17 protein-coding genes and 1 tRNA gene are annotated in these 19,046 nt (G+C 60.2%); 5 read left to right on the top strand and 13 right to left on the bottom strand.

The annotated features are described in order from the left end of the window. Positions 1–60: 60 nt before the first annotated feature. The gene (locus FKM52_RS08670) at positions 61–1,707 is read left to right on the top strand and encodes a multidrug ABC transporter permease/ATP-binding protein (RefSeq protein WP_141175803.1); all 1,647 of its coding nucleotides are present in this window, start codon (positions 61–63) and stop codon (positions 1,705–1,707) included. A 74-nt stretch (positions 1,708–1,781) separates the two neighbouring features. Here the strand turns inward: FKM52_RS08670 and FKM52_RS08665 are convergent, their stop codons facing one another. Beyond that, a complete protein-coding gene (locus FKM52_RS08665) occupies positions 1,782–1,988 on the bottom strand; it encodes a hypothetical protein (RefSeq protein ID WP_141175802.1) in 207 nt (68 codons plus the stop codon). A 294-nt stretch (positions 1,989–2,282) separates the two neighbouring features. Between FKM52_RS08665 and FKM52_RS08660 the strand changes: the two genes are divergently transcribed. After that, a complete protein-coding gene (locus FKM52_RS08660) occupies positions 2,283–3,218 on the top strand; it encodes a DMT family transporter (protein ID WP_141175801.1) in 936 nt (311 codons plus the stop codon). Positions 3,219–3,226: 8 nt separating this feature from the next. Here FKM52_RS08660 and cadR read toward each other — a convergent pair whose 3' ends face one another. Beyond that, positions 3,227–3,658, bottom strand: a complete 432-nt coding sequence (cadR, locus tag FKM52_RS08655) for a Cd(II)/Pb(II)-responsive transcriptional regulator (protein ID WP_141175800.1) — start codon at positions 3,656–3,658, stop codon at positions 3,227–3,229. A 78-nt stretch (positions 3,659–3,736) separates the two neighbouring features. On the opposite strand from cadR, the gene FKM52_RS08650 reads away from it, so the two are divergent. Beyond that, entirely contained in the window at positions 3,737–5,977 is a 2,241-nt protein-coding gene (locus FKM52_RS08650; RefSeq protein ID WP_141175799.1) for a heavy metal translocating P-type ATPase, read from the top strand. Positions 5,978–6,029: 52 nt separating this feature from the next. On the opposite strand, the gene FKM52_RS08645 is transcribed toward FKM52_RS08650, so the two are convergent. The 7 genes from FKM52_RS08645 to FKM52_RS08615 form a co-directional block, all read right to left on the bottom strand. Further along, positions 6,030–6,106 (bottom strand) — tRNA-Pro (locus FKM52_RS08645). Between the two features lie 169 nt (positions 6,107–6,275). Then, the gene (locus FKM52_RS08640) at positions 6,276–7,505 is read right to left on the bottom strand and encodes an amino acid deaminase (RefSeq protein ID WP_141175798.1); all 1,230 of its coding nucleotides are present in this window, start codon (positions 7,503–7,505) and stop codon (positions 6,276–6,278) included. Continuing rightward, complete coding sequence (locus FKM52_RS08635) at positions 7,502–8,986, bottom strand: sodium:solute symporter family protein (protein WP_141175797.1); 1,485 nt, start codon at positions 8,984–8,986, stop codon at positions 7,502–7,504. The genes FKM52_RS08640 and FKM52_RS08635 overlap by 4 nt, the downstream gene beginning before the upstream one ends. 35 nt (positions 8,987–9,021) lie before the next feature. Continuing rightward, a complete protein-coding gene (locus FKM52_RS08630; protein ID WP_141175796.1) occupies positions 9,022–9,411 on the bottom strand; it encodes a RidA family protein in 390 nt (129 codons plus the stop codon). Between the two features lie 16 nt (positions 9,412–9,427). Then, positions 9,428–10,864 carry an N-acyl-D-amino-acid deacylase family protein gene (locus FKM52_RS08625; RefSeq protein WP_141175795.1) on the bottom strand — a complete coding sequence of 479 codons (1,437 nt, stop codon included), beginning with the start codon at positions 10,862–10,864 and terminating at the stop codon, positions 9,428–9,430. After that, on the bottom strand, positions 10,861–11,505 hold the full coding sequence (locus FKM52_RS08620; RefSeq protein WP_141175794.1) for a 2-dehydro-3-deoxy-6-phosphogalactonate aldolase: 645 nt from the start codon (positions 11,503–11,505) through the stop codon (positions 10,861–10,863). The genes FKM52_RS08625 and FKM52_RS08620 overlap by 4 nt, the downstream gene beginning before the upstream one ends. After that, positions 11,502–12,578 (bottom strand): 2-dehydro-3-deoxygalactonokinase, encoded by a 1,077-nt coding sequence (locus FKM52_RS08615; protein WP_141175793.1) that lies wholly within the window; start codon positions 12,576–12,578, stop codon positions 11,502–11,504. Before FKM52_RS08615 ends, FKM52_RS08620 begins: the two co-directional genes overlap by 4 nt. Positions 12,579–12,796: 218 nt before the next feature. On the opposite strand from FKM52_RS08615, the gene FKM52_RS08610 reads away from it, so the two are divergent. Next, a complete protein-coding gene (locus FKM52_RS08610; protein WP_141175792.1) occupies positions 12,797–13,567 on the top strand; it encodes an IclR family transcriptional regulator in 771 nt (256 codons plus the stop codon). A gap of 33 nt (positions 13,568–13,600) precedes the next feature. Here FKM52_RS08610 and yejM read toward each other — a convergent pair whose 3' ends face one another. Beyond that, complete coding sequence (gene yejM, locus FKM52_RS08605) at positions 13,601–15,352, bottom strand: LPS biosynthesis-modulating metalloenzyme YejM (protein WP_141175791.1); 1,752 nt, start codon at positions 15,350–15,352, stop codon at positions 13,601–13,603. A gap of 21 nt (positions 15,353–15,373) precedes the next feature. Continuing rightward, a complete protein-coding gene (locus tag FKM52_RS08600; protein ID WP_141175790.1) occupies positions 15,374–15,601 on the bottom strand; it encodes a YejL family protein in 228 nt (75 codons plus the stop codon). Positions 15,602–15,782: 181 nt separating this feature from the next. On the opposite strand from FKM52_RS08600, the gene yejK reads away from it, so the two are divergent. Next, entirely contained in the window at positions 15,783–16,787 is a 1,005-nt protein-coding gene (gene yejK, locus FKM52_RS08595; protein WP_141175789.1) for a nucleoid-associated protein YejK, read from the top strand. 80 nt (positions 16,788–16,867) lie between these two features. Here the strand turns inward: yejK and rplY are convergent, their stop codons facing one another. Together rplY and radD are read right to left on the bottom strand one after the other, a co-directional pair. After that, a complete protein-coding gene (gene rplY, locus FKM52_RS08590) occupies positions 16,868–17,152 on the bottom strand; it encodes a 50S ribosomal protein L25 (protein ID WP_141175788.1) in 285 nt (94 codons plus the stop codon). Between the two features lie 138 nt (positions 17,153–17,290). Then, positions 17,291–19,045 carry a DNA repair helicase RadD gene (gene radD, locus FKM52_RS08585; RefSeq protein WP_141175787.1) on the bottom strand — a complete coding sequence of 585 codons (1,755 nt, stop codon included), beginning with the start codon at positions 19,043–19,045 and terminating at the stop codon, positions 17,291–17,293. Between the last annotated feature and the right edge of the window lies 1 nt (position 19,046).

The following is a 19,046-nucleotide window of genomic DNA, read 5'->3' as shown; positions in this document are numbered from 1 at the left end:
TGCTATCGATTGTCTTCTCATTAAACTGCATGCTGCTTTTGTTCTGATCAGGATGCTTTTATGGAGTTGCTGTCCGTTGTTTTTAAACAGTACCGCTGGCCGTTTATCGCCGTTATCGTACTTAACCTGCTGAGCGCGGCGCTTGGCATCGGCCTTATCGCCTGGATTAATCAGGAGCTGATCGCCAGCGTAACTACCTCCATGTCGGTGCTGCCGGAATTCCTTGGCCTGCTGCTGCTGCTGATGGCGCTGACGCTGGCTTCGCAAATGGCGCTGACGCTGTTGGGACACCGTTTTGTCTGGCGCCTGCGCGGCGAATTTATCAAACGTATCCTGGATACCCAGGTGCAGCGCATCGAGCAGATCGGCAGCGCGCAGCTGCTGGCAAGCCTGACCAGCGACGTGCGCAATATCACCATGGCTTTTGTGCGCCTGCCGGAGCTGATTCAGGGGGTAATTTTGACCCTCGGATCGGCCATCTACCTTGCCTGGCTGTCGCCGCGTATGCTGGCGGTCAGCGCGGTGTGGATCGCGGTGACCCTTGTCGGCGGCTGGCTGCTGGTGTCGCGCGTTTATCGTCATATGGCGGCGCTGCGTGAGACGGAAGATCGCCTGTACGCCGATTATCAGACGGTTATCGACGGCCGCAAAGAGCTGGCGCTGAACCGCGAGCGGGCGCAGTTAATCTACGATACCGTTTATCAGGAGAACGCCAACGCCTATCGTCATCATATCGTGCGCGCCGATACCTACCATCTCAGCGCGGTAAACTGGTCAAATATTATGATGCTGGGCGCCATCGGCATGGTGTTCTTTATGGCGAACGGCCTCGGCTGGGCGAACACGGCGGTAGCCGCTACCTATTCATTGACCCTGCTGTTTCTGCGCACTCCGCTGCTACAGGCGATGGGCGCGCTGCCGATGCTGCTGAGCGCGCAGGTGGCCTTTAATAAACTGCGTACTTTCCAGCTGGCGGAGTGGCGCGAACATTTCGCCCCTCTGCCGGCGGCAGCCGACTGGCAGACGCTGGAGCTGCGCGATCTGCTGTTTCACTACGGCGAGAAGGGCTTTAGCGTAGGGCCGGTTAACCTGACGCTCAGGCGCGGCGAGCTGGTGTTTCTTATCGGCGGCAACGGCAGCGGTAAATCAACGCTGGCGATGCTGCTGACCGGACTTTATCAGCCGGTTTCCGGCACTATTTTGCTGGATGGCGAGGTGATTGCCGATAGCGAACGCTATCGTCAGCTGTTTTCGGCGGTCTTTACCGATCCGCACCTGTTCGATCGGCTTATCGGCCCCGGCGCGCAGCCGGCCAGCCCGACGCTGGTGCAGCAGTGGCTGGAGAAGCTGAAAATGCAGGATAAGCTGAAGCTGGAAGGTAATCGGGTGCTGAATCTGCAGCTGTCGAAAGGGCAGAGCAAGCGGCTGGCGTTACTGCTGGCGGCGGCGGAGCAGCGCGATATGCTGCTGCTGGATGAATGGGCCGCCGATCAGGACCCGCATTTCCGTCGCGTTTTCTATCGGGAGCTGCTGCCGTGGCTACAGCAGAGCGGTAAAACCATTTTCGCCATCAGCCATGACGATCACTACTTTACTCAGGCGGATCGCCTGCTGGAGATGCGCGACGGCCAGCTATATGAGCTGACCGGCAGCGAAAGAGAGAAAGCAACGCTGGATGCGGTGCAGCGCACCGATACCGGACGCTGAACCTTAGCGCGATGCGGGCGTCGGCGCGGCGAGCCGGCGCAGTCCGCCGTGGCCTCGCTCTTTCTGTCGCGCCGCTAATCGTTTGGCGGAATAGCGAAGCCTTTTACCGACACGACAAAATAATGCCGGCTGCGGGTGATTTTCGCGCCGCGCTCGCACCAGTGGCTGGCGAGACGGAAAAAGTCGTCGCTGCCGATCTCCCAGTCCAGCGCCACCTTGTTAATGCCCGCGTGCAGCAGGGCTTCGGTATCCTGCAGATTTTTTGCTTTTGCCACCGTCATGCTCTGATTCCCGTTCCGTTCGTCTGGCACAGGTTAGTGGAAAAATGTTACGTTATTATTGCATTGATGTGACAGCAAATCAGCTTTACGCTGAGGCGCGCCTACTTACGCTTACGCCAGGCTGCTGGCGTCAATCCGGAGAGTGACGATGACTGGCTTAGCCGCAGAGCGAATAACCGTCCGCCAAACGCGGCGTGGCGTGAGAAACCAAAGCGGGCGCGCCGCGCTGAAGCATCGCCTTCGGCGCCGGACGCCGGCGGGCCGGCTGATACAATTTACGGCGCAGGCGCGCTAATGCCGGCGACAGAATCACGTCTGGCGGGCATCGGCGGCGTTTTTATCGCTGCGATGGTATGGGGCACCACCGGCACGGCGGCCACCTTTGCGCCCGCGCTTAGCCCGCTGGCGGTGGGCGCGGTAGCGATGGGCGTGGGCGGGCTGCTGCAGGGAGCGATTGCGCTTGCCGCCATCAGGCGGCAGCGGCGGCTGATGGCGCGACAGTGGCGCTATTTGCTGACCGGCGCTCTGGCGGTAGCGCTCTATCCGCTAGCTTTTTATACCTCGATGCGCTTTGCCGGCGTTACCGTCGGCACCGTTATCTCCATCGGCTCGGCGCCGCTGTTCTCCGCGCTGATTGAATACCGGCTTGACGGCTTACGTCTGACGAAGCAGTGGCTGCTGGGCGCGACGGTGGGTTTACTCGGTATGATACTGCTCTGCTTTGCCGAACGCGGCGAGCAGGGGGCGGGCGGTGAGGCGGGGCTGGCGCCGATCGGCATCCTGCTGGGGCTGCTGGCCGGCTTTACCTATGCTCTCTACTCCTGGTCCGCCCGCCGACTGATGCAGCGGAAGTTAGCGCCGCGCGCCGCCATGGGCGCAACCTTTGGCGCCGGCGGTCTGCTGCTGATGCCGGTGCTGTGGCTGACCGGCGCGCCGCTGTTTACCGCATGGCATAACGCCGCCGTCGGTCTCTATATGGCGCTGGTGCCGATGTTTATCGGCTATATTTGCTATGGCTATGGGCTGGCGCGTATTTCCGCCAGTACGGCCACCACCATCACCCTGCTGGAGCCGGTAGTCGCCGCCCTGCTGGCGGTGCTGCTGGTTGGCGAACGGCTGCCGCTCTCCGGCTGGGGCGGCGTCGCCCTGATTATCCTCTGTCTGGCGATTATCACCCTGCCGGCGGAAAAGCTCGCGCTACGCGCCCGGCGTCAGCCTGACGGCGGCTGAGGCTGCCGTCAGATACCGCGCGGCAGAACGGGCGTCGCGCTTAAATCTTCCGTTTGCTCCAGCTCACGCAAAATACCGCAGTGGCGTGCGCTGCGGTTGCTGTGGCAGCACCCGCGCAGCTCCGTCAGCTGCCGTTCCAGCGCCTTCAGCTCCTGAATCTTCGCCTGAACATGATGCAGATGACGATCGATTAGCGCGTTGACCGCGCCGCAGTCGGCGTCGGGCTGGCTGCGCGCCTGCAGCAGCGCGCGGATCTCCTCGTGGGTCATATCCAGCGCCCGGCAGCGGCGGATAAACTTCAGGTTTTCCAGATGATGACTGTCGTAATGACGATAGTTATTGAGATTACGCAGCGCCGCCTGCAGCAGCCCTTCACGCTCATAGTAGCGTACCGTCTCTACCGAACAGCCTGCCAGACGGGCCAGCTCGCCAATTTTCATTTTGTCTTTCTCCCGCTTGACCCTGAAGTAGCTACAGGGTTTTAAATGCCAGTATAGGTCACTGAGGAGGGAAAGAATATGAGTGATTGTTGCGGCAACCGCCATTGCAGCAGCGGGCAGGGAAAAGAGGAGGCGGCAGGCCGCTTTACCGCTTTTACGCCGCTGCCTGCAGAACCTGCGCGTCATGATGCTGAAGATAACGCAACTTCGTCGCCAAAAATAAGCGCTGCCTCTGACGGCGCTAAGCAGACGCGCATTCTGATTAAGCAGATGGATTGCCCGGTTGAGGAGAGGCTGATTCGTAAAAAGCTGGAAGCGATGCCGGGCGTTAACGCGCTGGAGTTTAACCTGATCCAGCGCGTGCTGACGGTTACCCATGCGCCGCAGGCGCTGGAACCGCTGCTGGCCGCCATCCGCTCGCTGGATTTTGCGCCGGAGCTGGTAGCAGATGAAAATCCGCCGCCGGCGCCGGCAGAAAAGATGCGTATCTGGCCGCTGGCGCTGGCGGGCATCGCCGCCGCAGCGGCGGAAATCGCCCACTGGAGCGGCCTGGCCGCATGGGTGCAGGCGGCGCTGGCGCTGCTGGCGATCGCCGTCTGCGGTCTGGATACCTATAAAAAAGGATGGACGGCGCTAAGAAACGCCGATCTGAATATCAACGCTCTGATGAGTATTGCGGTAACCGGCGCGCTGGCGCTCGGCCAGTGGCCGGAGGCGGCGATGGTGATGGTGCTGTTTACGCTGGCGGAAATGCTGGAGGCGAAATCGCTGGATCGCGCGCGCAACGCGATCGGCTCGCTGATGAAGCTGGCGCCGGAAACGGTTAACGTGCAGCAGCCAGACGGTTCCTGGCAGGAGAGGGAGGTAGGGCGCGTGGCGCCCGGCAGCCTGGTCCGGGTAAAGCCCGGCGAGCGTATCGGCCTTGACGGCACTATCGTACGCGGACAGTCGGCGATCAATCAGGCGCCGGTTACCGGTGAAAGCCTGCCGGTCGAGAAGCAGCAGGGCGATACGCTGTTTGCCGGGACGCTGAACGGCGCGGGCGTGCTGGAGTATCGCGTTACCTCGGCGGCGGCGGATTCCACGCTGGCGCGCATTATTCGCGTCGTTGAGCAGGCGCAGGGAGCGAAAGCGCCGGTGCAGCGCTTCGTCGATCGTTTCTCACGCGTCTATACGCCGCTGGTCTGCGCGCTTGCGGTAGCGGTAGCGCTGCTGCCGCCGCTGCTTGCCGGCGGCGACTGGCGTGAATGGATCTATAAGGCGCTGGTGATGCTGGTTATCGCCTGTCCCTGCGCGCTGGTGATCTCAACGCCGGTAACCATTGTCAGCGGGCTGACCGCCGCCGCCCGTCGCGGTATTTTGATTAAGGGCGGCGTCTATCTGGAGCAGGGCCGGCGGCTGAAATGGCTGGCGCTGGATAAAACCGGCACGCTGACGTACGGCAGACCGGTTCAGACCGATATTACCGCCGTCGGTTCGCTGGATGCGGCGCGCTGCCAGACGCTGGCGGCCAGCCTGGCGGACTATTCCGATCATCCGGTTTCCCAGGCGGTGCTGGCGGCGGCCCCGCCGGAGCGGCTGGCGGTAACGCAGTTTAGCGCGCTGCCGGGGCGCGGGGTGCGCGGCGTGATTCAGGGCGTCAGCTACAGCCTGGGCAATCTGCGGCTGATGGAGGAGCAGGTCAGCTGTTCTGAGGCGGTGAAGGCGGCGCTGGCTGAGCTGGAGAATCAGGGGAAAACGGTAGTGCTGCTCTGTAGCGACAGTGAACTGCTGAGCCTGTTCGCCGTTGCGGATACGGTAAAAGAGAGCAGCCGCGAGGCCGTAGCGCAGCTGCATCAGCTGGGCGTCAGAACCTTAATGCTTACCGGCGATAACCGCGGCGCGGCGCAGGCGATTGCCGCGCAGGTTGCGGTTGATGAAGTCCGCAGCAATCAGCTGCCGGAAGATAAGCTGGCTGCGGTGGAAAGCCTGGCGCGCCGCGGCGCCGTCGGCATGGTGGGCGATGGCATTAATGACGCGCCGGCGCTGGCGCGCGCCGATATCGGTTTTGCCATGGGCGCGATGGGCACGGATACCGCTATTGAAACTGCCGATATCGCCCTGATGGATGACGATCTGCGCAAAATCCCCGCTTTTGTACGGCTCTCCAGGCGTACCAGCAGCGTGCTCTGGCAAAATATCGCGCTGGCGATGGGGATTAAGGTGGTATTCCTGGCGTTGACGCTGGCGGGGATGGGCTCGCTGTGGATGGCGGTATTCGCCGACGTCGGCGCCAGCCTGCTGGTGGTCGCCAACGGCCTGCGGCTGCTGCGTCAGTAGGTTAGCGGCATAAAAAAACCAACCCGTTTGGGTTGGTTTTTTCGGAGTAATTTGGTCGGCACGAGAGGATTTGAACCTCCGACCCCTGACACCCCATGACAGTGCGCTACCAGGCTGCGCTACGTGCCGATATGTGGACGCTATAGTACCTGGAATCTCGCTAAAAGCAAGATGCTTACGCGCTAACTGCTTTATTAATAATCCGTTAGCGCGAAATTGCGCCGCCGCACCCGCGGCGGCAAGGGAACGTCGCCCCCGACGAGGGCGGCGGCTTCCCTGTTATTTCTGCCGCTGCGCCTTAAAATGCGGTTTCCAGCGCTTTCAGCACCTGGTACTGCTCATCAACCAGCAGCAGCGTTTTCCATTTATCAAAGGTCAGGCAGGGGTGCGAGATGCCGAACAGCAGAATATCTCCCGGCTGCAGATCGACTTCCGGCGTCAGCTGCAGCATACAGTGCTGATCCATTATCCCGACGCTGGTTATGGCGCCCGGCGTCAGCGGCAGCGCTTTGCCCGCGCGATAGTGCGCGATCGGCTGCGGCAGACCAGCGTCGAAAGCCGCATCGCGCTTGCCGAAATTAACCACCGCGAGGGCTGGTTCCGGCACCGACTGCACCATGGCGACGATCTCCAGCGCGCAGGCGAGATCGCCGCCGATAGCGCAGGCCGTGGCGTCGCGCGCCATCAGCGCGTTCTGCGCCTGCTGATAGATGCCGTTATCGTGCGTGATATAGCAACCGGGACGGATCACGATGCGGCAGTCGACGGGCTTCTCCGCCGCCAGCCAGACGTTGCAGACTACGTCATACCAGACGGTGCCGGCGCCCGTAAGGATAAACTCGCCGCTTACCCAAACCGCCATGCGACAGGCCAGCGCGGCGGCATCCCGCAGCAGTTTTTCAATCTGCGGCCGTGGATTGGCGTCGTGCAGCACGCCCTCATAGAGTTCCAGCCCGCGCAGGCGCAGCCCCGGCAGCTGAGCGACCGTTTCCGCCAGCGCCAACGCCTCGGCGGCGGAGCGGCACCCGCAGCGTCCGCCCGCGACGCCAAGCTCCACCAGCACATCCAGCCTCTGCTGCTGCGCGCTGAAAAAGGCGGAGAGCGTTTTCGCCTGCTGCGGATTATCAACGCAGCAGATAAACTCCGCCGTCGGATAGCGCCGCTTCAGCTGCGCCGCCAGCTGCATATTGGCGCTGCCCGTAAGCTGATTGGCCATCAGCACGCGCCGGATGCCGCTGAGCATCGCCGCCTGCGCCTGCCAGGCGCTGCCGACGCCGATAGCCCAGGCGCCAGCCTGCTGCTGTTGCTGAAAGATCCACGGCGTCATGGTGGTTTTGCCGTGGGGCGCCAGGGATACGCCGCGACGATCGGCATAGCGCTGCATCCAGCGGATATTATTCTCCAGCGCCTGCGCCTTAATCACCGCAGCGGGCAGGCAAACTTCCTCATGCAGAACCCTGGCGCCCTCCGCTGACGGGCTGAACATGGCGTCGCACTTATGCGCCGCCAGACCGCTATCGCCCCTCATTCCGCGCTCCTTACCGGAGTGGCGTCAGCGCGCGGCGTCTGGCCGTTGTTTTCCCGCTCTGCGGTAATCATCTGCAAGACCGCTTCGCGTGAAAGCGCGTTTTGCGGCGTCAGCAGCGTAACCACTACCGCCGCAACGAAGCTGACGGCGAGGGCGGGCAGCACCGGGTTGCCCAGCGCGGCGGACCACTGCGGCGAGAAGATCACCGCAAGCGACGTCAGGCTGCCGCCCAGCAGCGCGGCAATGCAGCCCTGCCAGTTAAAGCGCGGCCAGAATTTACCCAGCAGCACGGTTACGCACATCCCGGACATGATCATCGAGATCATCTTGGTGATATAGCCGATGATATCGTTGGAGGTTAGCGCGAAAATCAGCGCCAGCAGGATCACTCCCAGCAGGAAGAGGCGCGACAGGGCAATCGCCTTTTCCGGCGGCGGCATCTGGCCGACGATCATGGTGTAGATATCGCGCAGGATAATCGAGACGCCGGCAATAGCGTCCGAGCTGCCGGAGGAGAGGTTAGCGGACATTCCGGCGATCAGCACCACCATCGCCACGACATGGGGCAGCGCGTTGGTGGCATACAGGAAGGCGAAGCCTGAGTTGTCCAGTTCAGGGTTCATTACGTGGGTCGCCATGCCGATAATGGCGGGCAGGAATGAAAAACCCATATAGAGCAGGCCGGTGATAATAAAAGACTGGCGGATAGTGCGCGTCGAGGCCGCCGAATAGATACGCTGGCGATAGGAGGGGGTGGCCAGTACGCCGATGCCGATCACGGTCGCCAGCGAAATTGCCGGCAGCAGGCCGAGTTTGCCGATGCCGAACAGCGTAAAGGCCTGCGGATCGGTTTTCGCGACAATAACCTCCCAGCCGCCGACATAGCTGACCGACATCGCCGCCAGCACGATAAAGCCCACGAACAGCACGACGGACTGCAGAGTATCGATCCAGGAGACGGCTTTATAACCGCCGATGCCGACGTAGAAAATAAAGCCCACGGCGATAATGATTTTGGCGAGGGTAATATCGATGCCCGCCGCCCAGGCGAGATAGAGGCCGCCGCCCAGGATATGCGCTCCCAGCCAGCCGATCGAGGCGAGGAAAATCAGCAGCGCCACCAGATTTTTAACGATGCGGCTGCCGCCGGTGTAGTAGCAGATCTCTTCGCTCATGGTCATAAAGCGCAGATTTCTCAGCGGGCCGAACAGCCATGCGGTAAGCAGAATGCCGGTCGCGCCGCCGAGGCCGTACAGCATCCCCGCCCAGCCGTTGCTGTAGCCGAAGCTGACCGCGCCGATGCTGGAGCCGGTGCCGACCATGGTGCCGACGGTAGAACCGAGCGTCAGCAGCATCGGGAGTTTTCTGCCGCCGAGAATAAAATCTTCCCCGGTTTTCTGATGGCGCGTAACATACCAGCCTACCGCCATCATGGCGAAGGCGTAAAGCAAAAACCATGTCAGGAAATTATTATGCTGCATAATATATCCTTGTTATATCAGAGGCTTACTCTGTGTTAGTTTTTGAATTTAGCGTTGAAGCAGGTGATATCCACTTCCACCATGCAGTCGACCACCAGATCGGCGACGCAGCAGATCCTGGCAGGCGGATGCGCGCCGAAGAATTTTTTGAACACCCGGTTAAAGGATTGAAAGTAGCGGGCATCGGTAAGGAACACCTTCATATGTACGATATCCTCTATGCCGAAGCCCGCTTCATGCATAATGTCGAGGCAGTTCTCAATGGCCTGCGTTGACTGGGCGACGATGCCGCCGTCGATAATCTCGCCATCCACCATCGGCGTCTGACCGGAGACGTAGAGCCAGCCGTCGGCGGCTACCGCTTTAGCAAAGGGCAGCGCCTGGCCGCCAGTACCTGCAGAACCTTCCACACCATAACGTTTCATGATTTTTCCCCTGTGATTACTGATTGGCTGCTAAAAATTTACCTGCGCGCTGGCCGGTCATCGCTTTGTCGCTCCAGCTGAGCACGCCGTTAACCCATACCCGTTCAATGCCGACGGCCGCCTGCTTCGGATGCTGAAAGGTGCCTGCTTCATTCACGGTTTGCGCGTCGAAGAGGGTCAGATCGGCGAACCAGCCCTCGCGGATCAGGCCGCGTTGCGGCAGCCCGAAACGTTGGGCGGACATGCCGGTCATCTTGTGGACGGCGGTAACCAGCGGAAACAGCTTTTCGTCCCGGCTGTAGTGGCCGAGCACGCGTGGAAAGGTGCTCCACAGGCGGGGATGCGGGTTAGGATCGCAGGGCAGGCCGTCGGATCCGATTATTGCGCTTGGGTGTTGCAGCACGCGGCGCACGTCAGCCTCATCCATCTGGAAATAGATGGCGCCTGCCGGCAGCAGGCGGCTGGCCGCCTCATGCACGTCGGTCTGCCACAGCCCGGCGATCTCCTGTAGGGTTTTCCCCGCCATCTGCGGAAAAGGGGTGGACCAGGTGATCAGAATGTCGTAATCGGTGGTGACCTGCCGCAGATCGAGGTTGGACGATCCGGCGCGGTAGGGATAAACGTCACAGCCGATCTCCTGCTGCTGCTGATATTGCTCAATCAGCGCCAGCGTTTCGGTAGTGCGTCCCCAGTTTTTCGCCCCGGCGCATTTATGGTGCGAGATCTGCACCGGCACGCCGCCGTGGCGCCCGACGTGGAAAGCTTCCTGCATCGCCTCGATAATGCCGTCATATTCGGTGCGCAGATGGGTGGTATAGATGCCGCGGTATTCGGCCAGCAGCTCCGCCAGCGCGCAAACCTCCTCCGTCGAGGCGTTAACCGCGTTGCCGTAAGAAAGCCCGGTGCTCAGCCCCAGCGCGCCCTGCTGCAGCGCCAGGCGCAGCGTTTCACGCATCGCCGCGATCTGCTGGCTATTGGCGGGCTCAAGCAGGGAATCCACGCAGTTATTGCGCAGCGTGGTATGGCCGATCAGCGTGGCTACGTTAACCGAAGGGGTAACGGCATTGATGCGATCCCGGTAGCTGGCTAAGTCCGGGTAGTGAAATTCATCCAGCTCGCCCAGCAGGTTGATGGGATCGGGCACCTCATCCTGCATCACCGCGCAGGCGGCGCTGATGCCGCAGTTGCCGACGATAATGCTGGTCACGCCCTGGGAGGTTTTTTCGATATAGTCCGGACGCTTAATCACCGCCAGATCGTCATGGGTATGAACATCAATAAAGCCGGGAGCCAGCGTCAGCCCGCGGCAGTCAAGGGTGGCGTGCGCCTCTTCATTGATGGCGGGAGCGATGCGCGCGATGCGATCGTCCACTACCGCCACGTCGGCGCGATACGCCGGGCTACCGGAGCCGTCAATAACGGTGGCGTTTTTAAACAGCCAGCTGATTTTCATATGGACTCCCCGTTCTGCTGTGATGACGTGATAAAGCGCTGGTGGGCGGCGATAAACGCCAGCGCCTGTTTTTGCGTCTGCTCAGCCGGCTGACCTGCCCGATAGAGCTCGCCGCCGATACCGGCGCCGGCGCAGCCTGCGGCCAGGTAGCGCGGCAGCGTCTCTGGCGTGACGCCGCCGACGGCGAACAGCTCGACGGAGGCCGGCAGCACCGTTTTCAGCGCCCGGACATAACCGGGGCCGAAAAAGCTGGCGGGAAAAAGTTTGAGCTGCCGCGCGCCCGCTTCGATGGCGATAAACGCTTCCCCAGGCGTGGCGCAGCCGGGCATCGCCTGCATGTCATGGTGCAGCGCCCGGCGTATCACCGCCGGGTTGCTGTTGGGAGCGATAATCAGCCGGCAGCCCAGCGCCGCCAGGCGATCGACATTTTCCACGCTGAGCACCGTGCCCGCGCCGATGGTGACGCGATCGCCGTAGGCGCTGACCGCGTGCCCGATACTGGTTTCCCAGTCCGGCGAGTTAAGTGGAATTTCAATGGCGGTAAAGCCTGCCTCAATCAGCAGCGGAAGATGGCTGTCGATCTCTTCCGGCCTGATGCCGCGCAGAATGGCGACCAGCGGCGCGGTAGTCATAGTTTTCATCGGGAGGTTCCTAAAGGTGAGATGCCTGAACAAAGCGGGGCAGAGCTGGCTGAACGCATCAGTATCTGCTCCATAACGGCGACGGCGCCGCTGCCGGAGAAGGGGCGCTCAGGCCGATCCTCCGCCAGCAGCATGCTGCCGCTAAAAAAGGGATCGTCGGCGATCAGCGTCGCCAGCGCCTGTTGCAGCACCGATTTGCCGCCGATGGCGATAGCGATATCGCCGGCGAGATCGAGCGCGGCGCTGTGTTTAAGCGCCTGCAGATCGGAATAAAACGCGGCGCCAAGCAGATAGCTGGCCTTCTGACAGTGGCTGGCGGGCGTAAAGCGATCCAGCAGGCGTACCGCAAAGCAGCTGCGGCTAATGCCGAGGCGACGACAGGAGGCGGCGCCTTTTAACAGGTATTCGCGATCCAGCTCATGCGTGAATTCGCCGTCGAGCGAGTTTTTTAAAATGGTTTGGTGGGTGAGGACATCGAGCAGCTCGCCGGCCATCGTGGTGACGCAGCTCAGAATGCGCTGCTCTTTATCTACCAGCACGAATTTTGAATGGGTGCCCGGCAGCGCGACCAGCACCGGACCGCGGATATGATGCTGCGCCAGCAGGCCAAAGGTTTCCACCTCTTCGCCGCGCATCATATCCATGGCGTCGATATTGTTGACGTCGATGCTGGCGACGGCGTTTTTCACGCCGGGGATAAACCAGATGGGCTGCGGCGCGATCTCCGGCAGGATATGGGCCACCGCGCCAGCCGCCAGATCGGCAAAAGAGACCGGCGCGGTGAGATGTGGAACGGCGTGCAGCCCCAGCTCGGCGGTGATCATGCCCGACGCCACGATCGCATAGCGCTCGCGGTTAACGCCGCCGATCTGCCGGAACAGACTTTCCAGCATGCTTTTTATCGCGCTCATCAGCGTGCCGCGATCGCCGGTAACGGCGATGTCGCGCACGCCCACCGCTTTGCTGCTGGCGGCAACGATCTTTTTATCGCGCCAGAGGCGTACCCTGGTATTAGTTGTTCCGGCATCAATGGTGACAATAAGCATGGGTTTTCCCTGACTTGCTGTTAACATGGAATGATGTTCCTTTTTTAGAGAGTAAATTTATAAAAAAGGAATGTCATTCCGTTTTTTCAGGTTTGGTGATGCGCTTCACAGCAAAAGGAAGGACGGCGACGGCGTATCAGCGCCGAATAAAAGCGGAAAAATAAGCTAACTGGTTAAAATGAAAGCGTTTTGCCAGGCAGGGCAATGCGGGTACAATAGGCTTTTTTCTGGCGGGAATGATTTGTATGGCAAACAGTGATAACGCCGCCTCTTCCGGCGTGGACAAGGTACTGACGATTCTTGAAGTGATCAGCGACCATCCTGAGGGCATATCGTTGGTGGAGCTGGTTAAGCGTACCGGTATCGCCAAAACCACGCTGTTTCGTACCCTCGAAACCCTGCGCGAGCGCCAGTATGTGATGCAGGACAGCCTGACTGAGCGCTATCATCTGGATCTGAAAAGCCTTGAGCTGGGCATCAAAGGGCTGATGAACGTTAACCTGGTAGAGGCCTCGATCCCCTGTCTGAAAGTTCTCTCGGCTACCACTTCTGAAACCTGCTTCCTGGGCGTCTATCACAGCGGCTACGTGGTTTATCTCTACAAAAGCGAAGGCACGCTTTCTATTCAGACCCATGCGCGGCTGGGCGCGCGGCTGCCCGCCTACTGTACCGGCATCGGCAAGGCGCTGCTGGCTTACCAGCCGCTGACCGAGATCGATCGGGTATTAAGCGAGCCGCTGGTTCCCTTTACCGAAAAAACCATTGTCGACCGGGTGACGCTGTATGAGACGCTGGCGGATATTCGTCTGAAAGGCTATGCGCTGGATAACGAAGAGAACGAGGAGGGGCTGACCTGCGTGGCGCGGCCGGTGTTTAACTACACCAGGGAGATTGTTGGCGCGCTGAGCGTGGCGGGGCCGACGCATCGTATGCAGCACAAAATTGCCGAGGTTAACGAAGAGCTTGCTCAGGCTTGCGGTTTGATCTCGCGGCGGCTGGGATTTGTTCAGCGTTAAGCGCCGTTGCCGCGCCCGGACGCAGGGCGCGTATCAGTTAGCGATAAAACGTTTCTCTTCGGTCAACACCTGCAGCAGCAGCGCCAGCTCAAGCTTATGATCTTGCAGCTGTCGGCCTTCGCGATCCCACGCCTGCGAGCTGCCGTTGGCGTTTAAAATCAGCGTCATCTGCGGCGTGGTGATAATCAGCCGGTCGCGATCGGCGCTGGTAACCCAGTTATGGCGGCGCCGGGCGGCGAACAGATCTTCGCCCTGGGAATATTCCGCGGCGGGCGTGCTGACGTGCAGCAGGCGCTGCATCAGCGTAGTCATAACATCCTGATGATCGGTCAACCGGGTAATCGTCTGCGCCGGCGTATTGGGCCAGTGAATCAGCAGCGGCACCTGCAGCAGAGAGCGGTTGCCATCGCTTACTTTACCATTCAGCGGCACCGCCTGTTGCGCGGTAATAACCACCACGGTTTTCTCCATCAGACCCTTTTCCCGCAGGGTGCTCAACACCTGAGCGATTTCATCATCCACCTCTTTAGCGCCGCGCCTGTAGCGCTGCATACGCTCTTGGCCATGTTCTGGCAGGTCGCGCAGGCCGCTATAAGAGATCCATGAAAACCACGGCGCGCGCCCTGTCGGCAGCGTACCGAGCCAGCGTTGCCACTGGGCGGTGGTCTGGTCGTTGGGCTGATCGCCAGGGGCGGGCAGAGAGAAATCGGCCAGCAGCGCCTGGCGATAAAGCGGCGAGCGGAAGCTGTCCGAGGCGAACAGGCCGAACTGGTAGCCCTGCTGGTTCAGCGCGTTAATAAAGGCCGAGGGAATGCGTGAGGCGAGCACGCCATCCATATAGCTGGGCGAAATGCCGTAAAACAGGCCGAACAGCCCGCGGTCCGGGCTATTGCCGGCGGTAAAGTGCTGACTGAAACGCACGTTTTCCGCGCCGAAGCGGGCAAGGTTGGGCAGCGCCTTCGCCAGCGTCGCCTCGTTGAGGCCGTCAACGGTGATGACCAGCAGGTTATGACCTGCGCCGCCGTCGCGGAATTTAATCTCGCTTAAGGGATAGGCGACGGAAACCGCCTCCGGATCGCCCTGCTGCACCAGGCGTCGCTGATACTCCTGCGCATCCAGCAGGCCGTGCTTCTCAAGGAAGCGTCGTGCGGTCATCGGATATGAGAGCGGCAGGTTAGAGCGCTGCATGGTAATCGGGCGATAAAAATTAGCGTCCGCCCAGATATAGAGCAGATGGCTGGTAAAGAAGGCGCAGATAAACAGCGCGGCCAGCGGCTTGCCGAAGCTGCGCCGGTTCAGGCTGCGCAGTTTTTGCCAGCTCCAGGTGGCAAACAGCATCTGCACGAGGAAAATCGCCGGCACGCTGATAAACATCAGCTGCCAGTCGCGTGCCATTTCGCTCTGATCCGGGTTGACCACCAGCTCCCACACCACCGGATTAAGGTGAAGATGAAAGCGGTAGAACACCGCGCTGTCAACCAGCAGCAGCGTCAGCCCGGCGGTGGCGACAATGGCGGAGAGGAAGCGCAGCAGCCGCTGCGACATCACCACAAAAGTCAGGGGAAAGATCAGTAACAGATAAGCCGCAAAAACGATAAAGCTGAAATGGCCGATCCAGCTGGTAAAGGCATAAATACGCCCCGCCAGCGAACCGGGCCAGTCGGCGACCAACAGGTAACGGCTGCCCAGCAAGAGGGCGAAAATAATGTTAAACAACGCGAACCAGTGCCCCCAGCCGATCATCTGGGAGACTTTTTCACGGTAGCGCTGCCGATTGGTAACCATAGTTGCGGTCAGATCATCACATTAATGGGCTTTATCTTCGCGTACCGAGGCCTGAAGCGCATCAGCGAAGGAACGGGCCAGCGCCCGACGCTGTGCCGGCGCCACGCTGGTATTGATTAAATTGGTGACCATATTTCCCAGCACCATCAGGGAAAGATCGGTCGGCGCATGGTTTTCTTCCAGCACCTGCACCAGCTGCGCGAGGATCTGCTCCACGCGTTCGTCACTGTAACGGGATGATTGTGGCATAACCTTTAACTAATACGTATTGAAAAGGCGGTATCTTACCGTAAGCATGCCATTTTTTCTGCAATTTTATCGTTAGCGCGACGTTAAACTTCGGCAGAGCCCGGCAATCGCGCATCCGCTGGTTGATTGCAACGGCGCACGGTGTTTGAATACGCGCCTGAAGCTAAAAGGAGAGTCTAACATGAGTCTGGATATCGACCAGATTGCCCTGCATCAGTTGATCAAACGCGACGAGCAGACGCTGGAGCTGGTTCTGCGTGATAGCCTGTTGCCGACCACCCAGGCCGTGTCGGAACTGGTTGCGGAGCTGCATCGGGTCTACAGCGCCAAAAGCAAGGCGTTCGGTCTGTTCAACGACGACAGCGAGCTGGCGCAAACGCTGCGTGAGTGTCGCGACGGCCAGCAGGATTTTCTGGCCTTCAGCCGCGCCGCCACCGGACGCCTGCGCGATGAGCTGGCGAAATATCCCTTTGCCGAAGGCGGCGTGGTGCTGTTTTGCCACTATCGTTACCTGGCGGTGGAGTATCTGCTGGTGGCGGTGCTGAACAGCCAGAGCAGTATGCGCGTCAATGAGCAGCTGGATATCAGCAGCGTGCACTATCTGGATATTAACCACGCCGATATTGTCGCGCGTATCGATTTAACCGAATGGGAAACCAGTCCGGAATCGACGCGCTATCTGACCTTTTTACGCGGACGAGTAGGGCGTAAGGTCGCCGACTTCTTTATGGATTTCCTCGGCGCCAGCGTTGGGCTGGATACCAAAGCGCAAAACCGCGGTCTGCTGCAGGCGGTGGATGATTATTGCGCCGAATCCAGCCTGGATAAGGCCGAGCGTCAGAACTATCGTCAGCAGGTCTACAGCTACTGTAACGAGCAGCTGCAGGCGGGTGAAGAGATCGCTATTGACGATTTGGCGAAAGAGCTGCCGCCGCTGGGCGAGAAAAATTTCCGCGAATTTACCCAGGAACAGGGCTACGAGCTGGAGGAGAGCTTTCCGGCGGATCGCAGCACGCTGCGCCAGTTAACTAAATTTGCCGGTAGCGGCGGCGGGCTGACGATTAACTTTGACGCCATGCTGCTCGGCGAGCGTATTTTCTGGGATCCCACTACGGATACCCTGACGATTAAGGGAACGCCGCCTAATCTGCGCGATCAGCTGCAGCGCCGCACCAGCGGCGGCTAAGCGCAGGCGCGCGGGAAAACCGCCCGCGCGCAGACATAAAAAAACGCCGCGATAGCGGCGTTTTTTCATCGTCGTTGCGATTAAGCGCGAACGAAGTCGATGTGATGCAGTTTCGGCTTGAACGGGTGACGCTGTACAGCCTGTACTTTCACTTTGGTTTCTTTGCCATCGATGTTCAGAATCAGTTCTTCAGTGTAGAAGCCAGGCTTAGCCTGCATGTTCATCACAGAGTCGTGATCCAGTTCGATAGAAACAGCTGCTTCCTTGCCACCGTAAACGATAGCCGGGAATTTGTTAGCTGCGCGCAGGCGGCGGCTCGCACCCTTACCCTGCTCTTTACGTTCAGTTGCATTGATAGTTAACATGGTAACTCTCTTTAAATAAATGACGCTGCTACAGGCGACCCAGCAGCAGCCTGGATTGTTCAGCTTTTGTCAGACAAAAGCGCGCGGCATTATAGCCATCTTTACCGGCGGGCGCAAACGGAACGCGCCGCCGGCGCGCTAGCGCAGTTCATTGGCGCGGCGATAGCGCCCCTGATAATCGAATACTTTTTCGCGCACCTGCCAGAATTGTCCGCGCGCGCGCGCCACGACGAAGTCGGGATGGCGCAACAGCGGCTGAAGCGCCACGATATCGCTGGCGCTTTGCCAGCCGAGCGGCACGCCGGGCGCGCGCTGGTGCGGGCGCATAAACAGCTGTTCAAAAGCGGTGCGCTGCGCCGGCGTTTGCAGGCGAAAGCGTTCGCTGACGCTGGTGCCATCCTCATCGTAATAGGTGGCCTTCAGCCACTCGCCTTTTTCATCGCGCCCCGCCTGTAACGTCATGCCGCCGCAGCGCAGCACCAGCGCATCCTTAAGTTTAAGCGCCGCTTTCAGCATGTCGTCCGGATCGACCAGCACCGCGTCGCACTCATGGCAGCGGCGGGCGGCGATATCATTTTCCGCATTGCAGTGCGGGCAGCTTTTGAAACGAAAGCGATAGTCACACTGCTCGCGCTGGCCGTCATCATCCTCCAGCACGCCCTGACAGCGGCGGCCGAAGTGCTCGATAAGGGCGCCGTCGGCGGTAGTTTTACCCCAAAAGGTGTTGGCGAAGCCGCAGGCCGGACAGAAAACCTGTACCGGCACGTTGTCGCTTTTGCCCTTCGGCGCGCCGATTTCCGGCGTAAAGAGATCGTGCGGGTTACCGGCGTAGTCGAGGATCAAACAGTCGGTTTTCCCTGGGCACAGGCGCAGGCCGCGTCCGACGATCTGCTGATAAAGGCTGACCGATTCGGTAGGGCGCAGGATAGCGATCAGATCGACATGCGGCGCATCAAAGCCGGTGGTTAATACCGCCACGTTAACCAGATATTTAATCTGCTGCTGCTTAAAAGCGGAAATCAGCGCGTCGCGTTCCGGGCCGGGCGTTTCAGCGCTGACCAGCGCTTTGCCTTGCGGCAGCAGCGACAGCACCTCTTTGGCGTGCTCGACGGTGGCGGCGAAGATCATCACGCCTTTGCGATCGGCGGCGAACTCGACGATCTGGCTGATAATATGCGGGGTAATACGCCGCTGCTGTTTCAGCTCGCGGTTCAGATCGGCTTCGGAAAACAGGCCGTTGGGCTGCGCGCTCAGGCGACTGAAATCATACTGCACCACCGGCATATCGAGGCGTTCCGGCGGAACCAGAAAGCCGTGCTTAATCATATAGCGCAGCGGCAGCTCGTAGATACAGTCGTGAAACAGCGCGCCTTCGTCGCCGCGCACCATGCCATGATAGTGAAAACGGTAGATCCAGCCTTTACCCAGGCGAAAGGGCGTGGCGGTCAGGCCAAGCAGGCGCAGCTGAGGATTATGCTGACGCAGATGCGTCAGAACTTGTCGATACTGGCTGTTTTCATCATCGCCGATGCGGTGACATTCATCGACGATCAGCAGCGAAAAGGCGCTGTTGAACAGCGCCAGATTACGCGCTACCGACTGTACGCTGCCGAACACTACCTTGCTGCGGCTCTCTTTGCGCGCCAGTCCGGCGGCGAAAATATCCGCTTCCAGCCCCAGCGCGCAATATTTGCCGTGGTTCTGCTCCACCAGCTCTTTGACATGCGCCAGCACCAGCACGCGCCCGCGCGCTAGGCGCGCCAGCTCGGCGATCACCAGGCTTTTACCGGCGCCGGTAGGCAGCACGATAACCGCAGGCTGTTGCGAACGACGAAAGTGGTTGAGCGTGGCGGCAACCGCTTCCTGTTGATAGGGACGCAGAGTAAAAGACATG

This window comes from Mixta tenebrionis (genome assembly GCF_006517625.1).
GTDB classification, from domain to species: Bacteria; Pseudomonadota; Gammaproteobacteria; order Enterobacterales; family Enterobacteriaceae; genus Mixta; species Mixta tenebrionis.
The sequence above is the reverse complement of the archived record's forward strand: the minus strand, read 5'-3'. Positions and strand labels throughout refer to the sequence as shown.

Excerpts from the sequence above, each read along its gene's own strand:
- cadR (WP_141175800.1), bottom strand. The coding sequence starts at position 3,658 with ATGAAAATTGGCGAGCTGGCCCGTCTGGCAGGCTGTTCGGTAGAGACG.
- FKM52_RS08640 (WP_141175798.1), bottom strand. The coding sequence starts at position 7,505 with ATGAGGGGCGATAGCGGTCTGGCGGCGCATAAGTGCGACGCCATGTTC.
- FKM52_RS08670 (WP_141175803.1), top strand. The coding sequence starts at position 61 with ATGGAGTTGCTGTCCGTTGTTTTTAAACAGTACCGCTGGCCGTTTATC.
- FKM52_RS08665 (WP_141175802.1), bottom strand. The coding sequence starts at position 1,988 with ATGACGGTGGCAAAAGCAAAAAATCTGCAGGATACCGAAGCCCTGCTG.
- FKM52_RS08615 (WP_141175793.1), bottom strand. The coding sequence starts at position 12,578 with ATGTTAACAGCAAGTCAGGGAAAACCCATGCTTATTGTCACCATTGAT.
- FKM52_RS08625 (WP_141175795.1), bottom strand. The coding sequence starts at position 10,864 with ATGAAAATCAGCTGGCTGTTTAAAAACGCCACCGTTATTGACGGCTCC.
- FKM52_RS08630 (WP_141175796.1), bottom strand. The coding sequence starts at position 9,411 with ATGAAACGTTATGGTGTGGAAGGTTCTGCAGGTACTGGCGGCCAGGCG.
- FKM52_RS08620 (WP_141175794.1), bottom strand. The coding sequence starts at position 11,505 with ATGAAAACTATGACTACCGCGCCGCTGGTCGCCATTCTGCGCGGCATC.
- FKM52_RS08600 (WP_141175790.1), bottom strand. The coding sequence starts at position 15,601 with ATGCCACAATCATCCCGTTACAGTGACGAACGCGTGGAGCAGATCCTC.
- FKM52_RS08660 (WP_141175801.1), top strand. The coding sequence starts at position 2,283 with ATGCCGGCGACAGAATCACGTCTGGCGGGCATCGGCGGCGTTTTTATC.
- FKM52_RS08635 (WP_141175797.1), bottom strand. The coding sequence starts at position 8,986 with ATGCAGCATAATAATTTCCTGACATGGTTTTTGCTTTACGCCTTCGCC.
- FKM52_RS08610 (WP_141175792.1), top strand. The coding sequence starts at position 12,797 with ATGGCAAACAGTGATAACGCCGCCTCTTCCGGCGTGGACAAGGTACTG.
- yejK (WP_141175789.1), top strand. The coding sequence starts at position 15,783 with ATGAGTCTGGATATCGACCAGATTGCCCTGCATCAGTTGATCAAACGC.
- rplY (WP_141175788.1), bottom strand. The coding sequence starts at position 17,152 with ATGTTAACTATCAATGCAACTGAACGTAAAGAGCAGGGTAAGGGTGCG.
- radD (WP_141175787.1), bottom strand. The coding sequence starts at position 19,045 with ATGTCTTTTACTCTGCGTCCCTATCAACAGGAAGCGGTTGCCGCCACG.
- yejM (WP_141175791.1), bottom strand. The coding sequence starts at position 15,352 with ATGGTTACCAATCGGCAGCGCTACCGTGAAAAAGTCTCCCAGATGATC.
- FKM52_RS08650 (WP_141175799.1), top strand. The coding sequence starts at position 3,737 with ATGAGTGATTGTTGCGGCAACCGCCATTGCAGCAGCGGGCAGGGAAAA.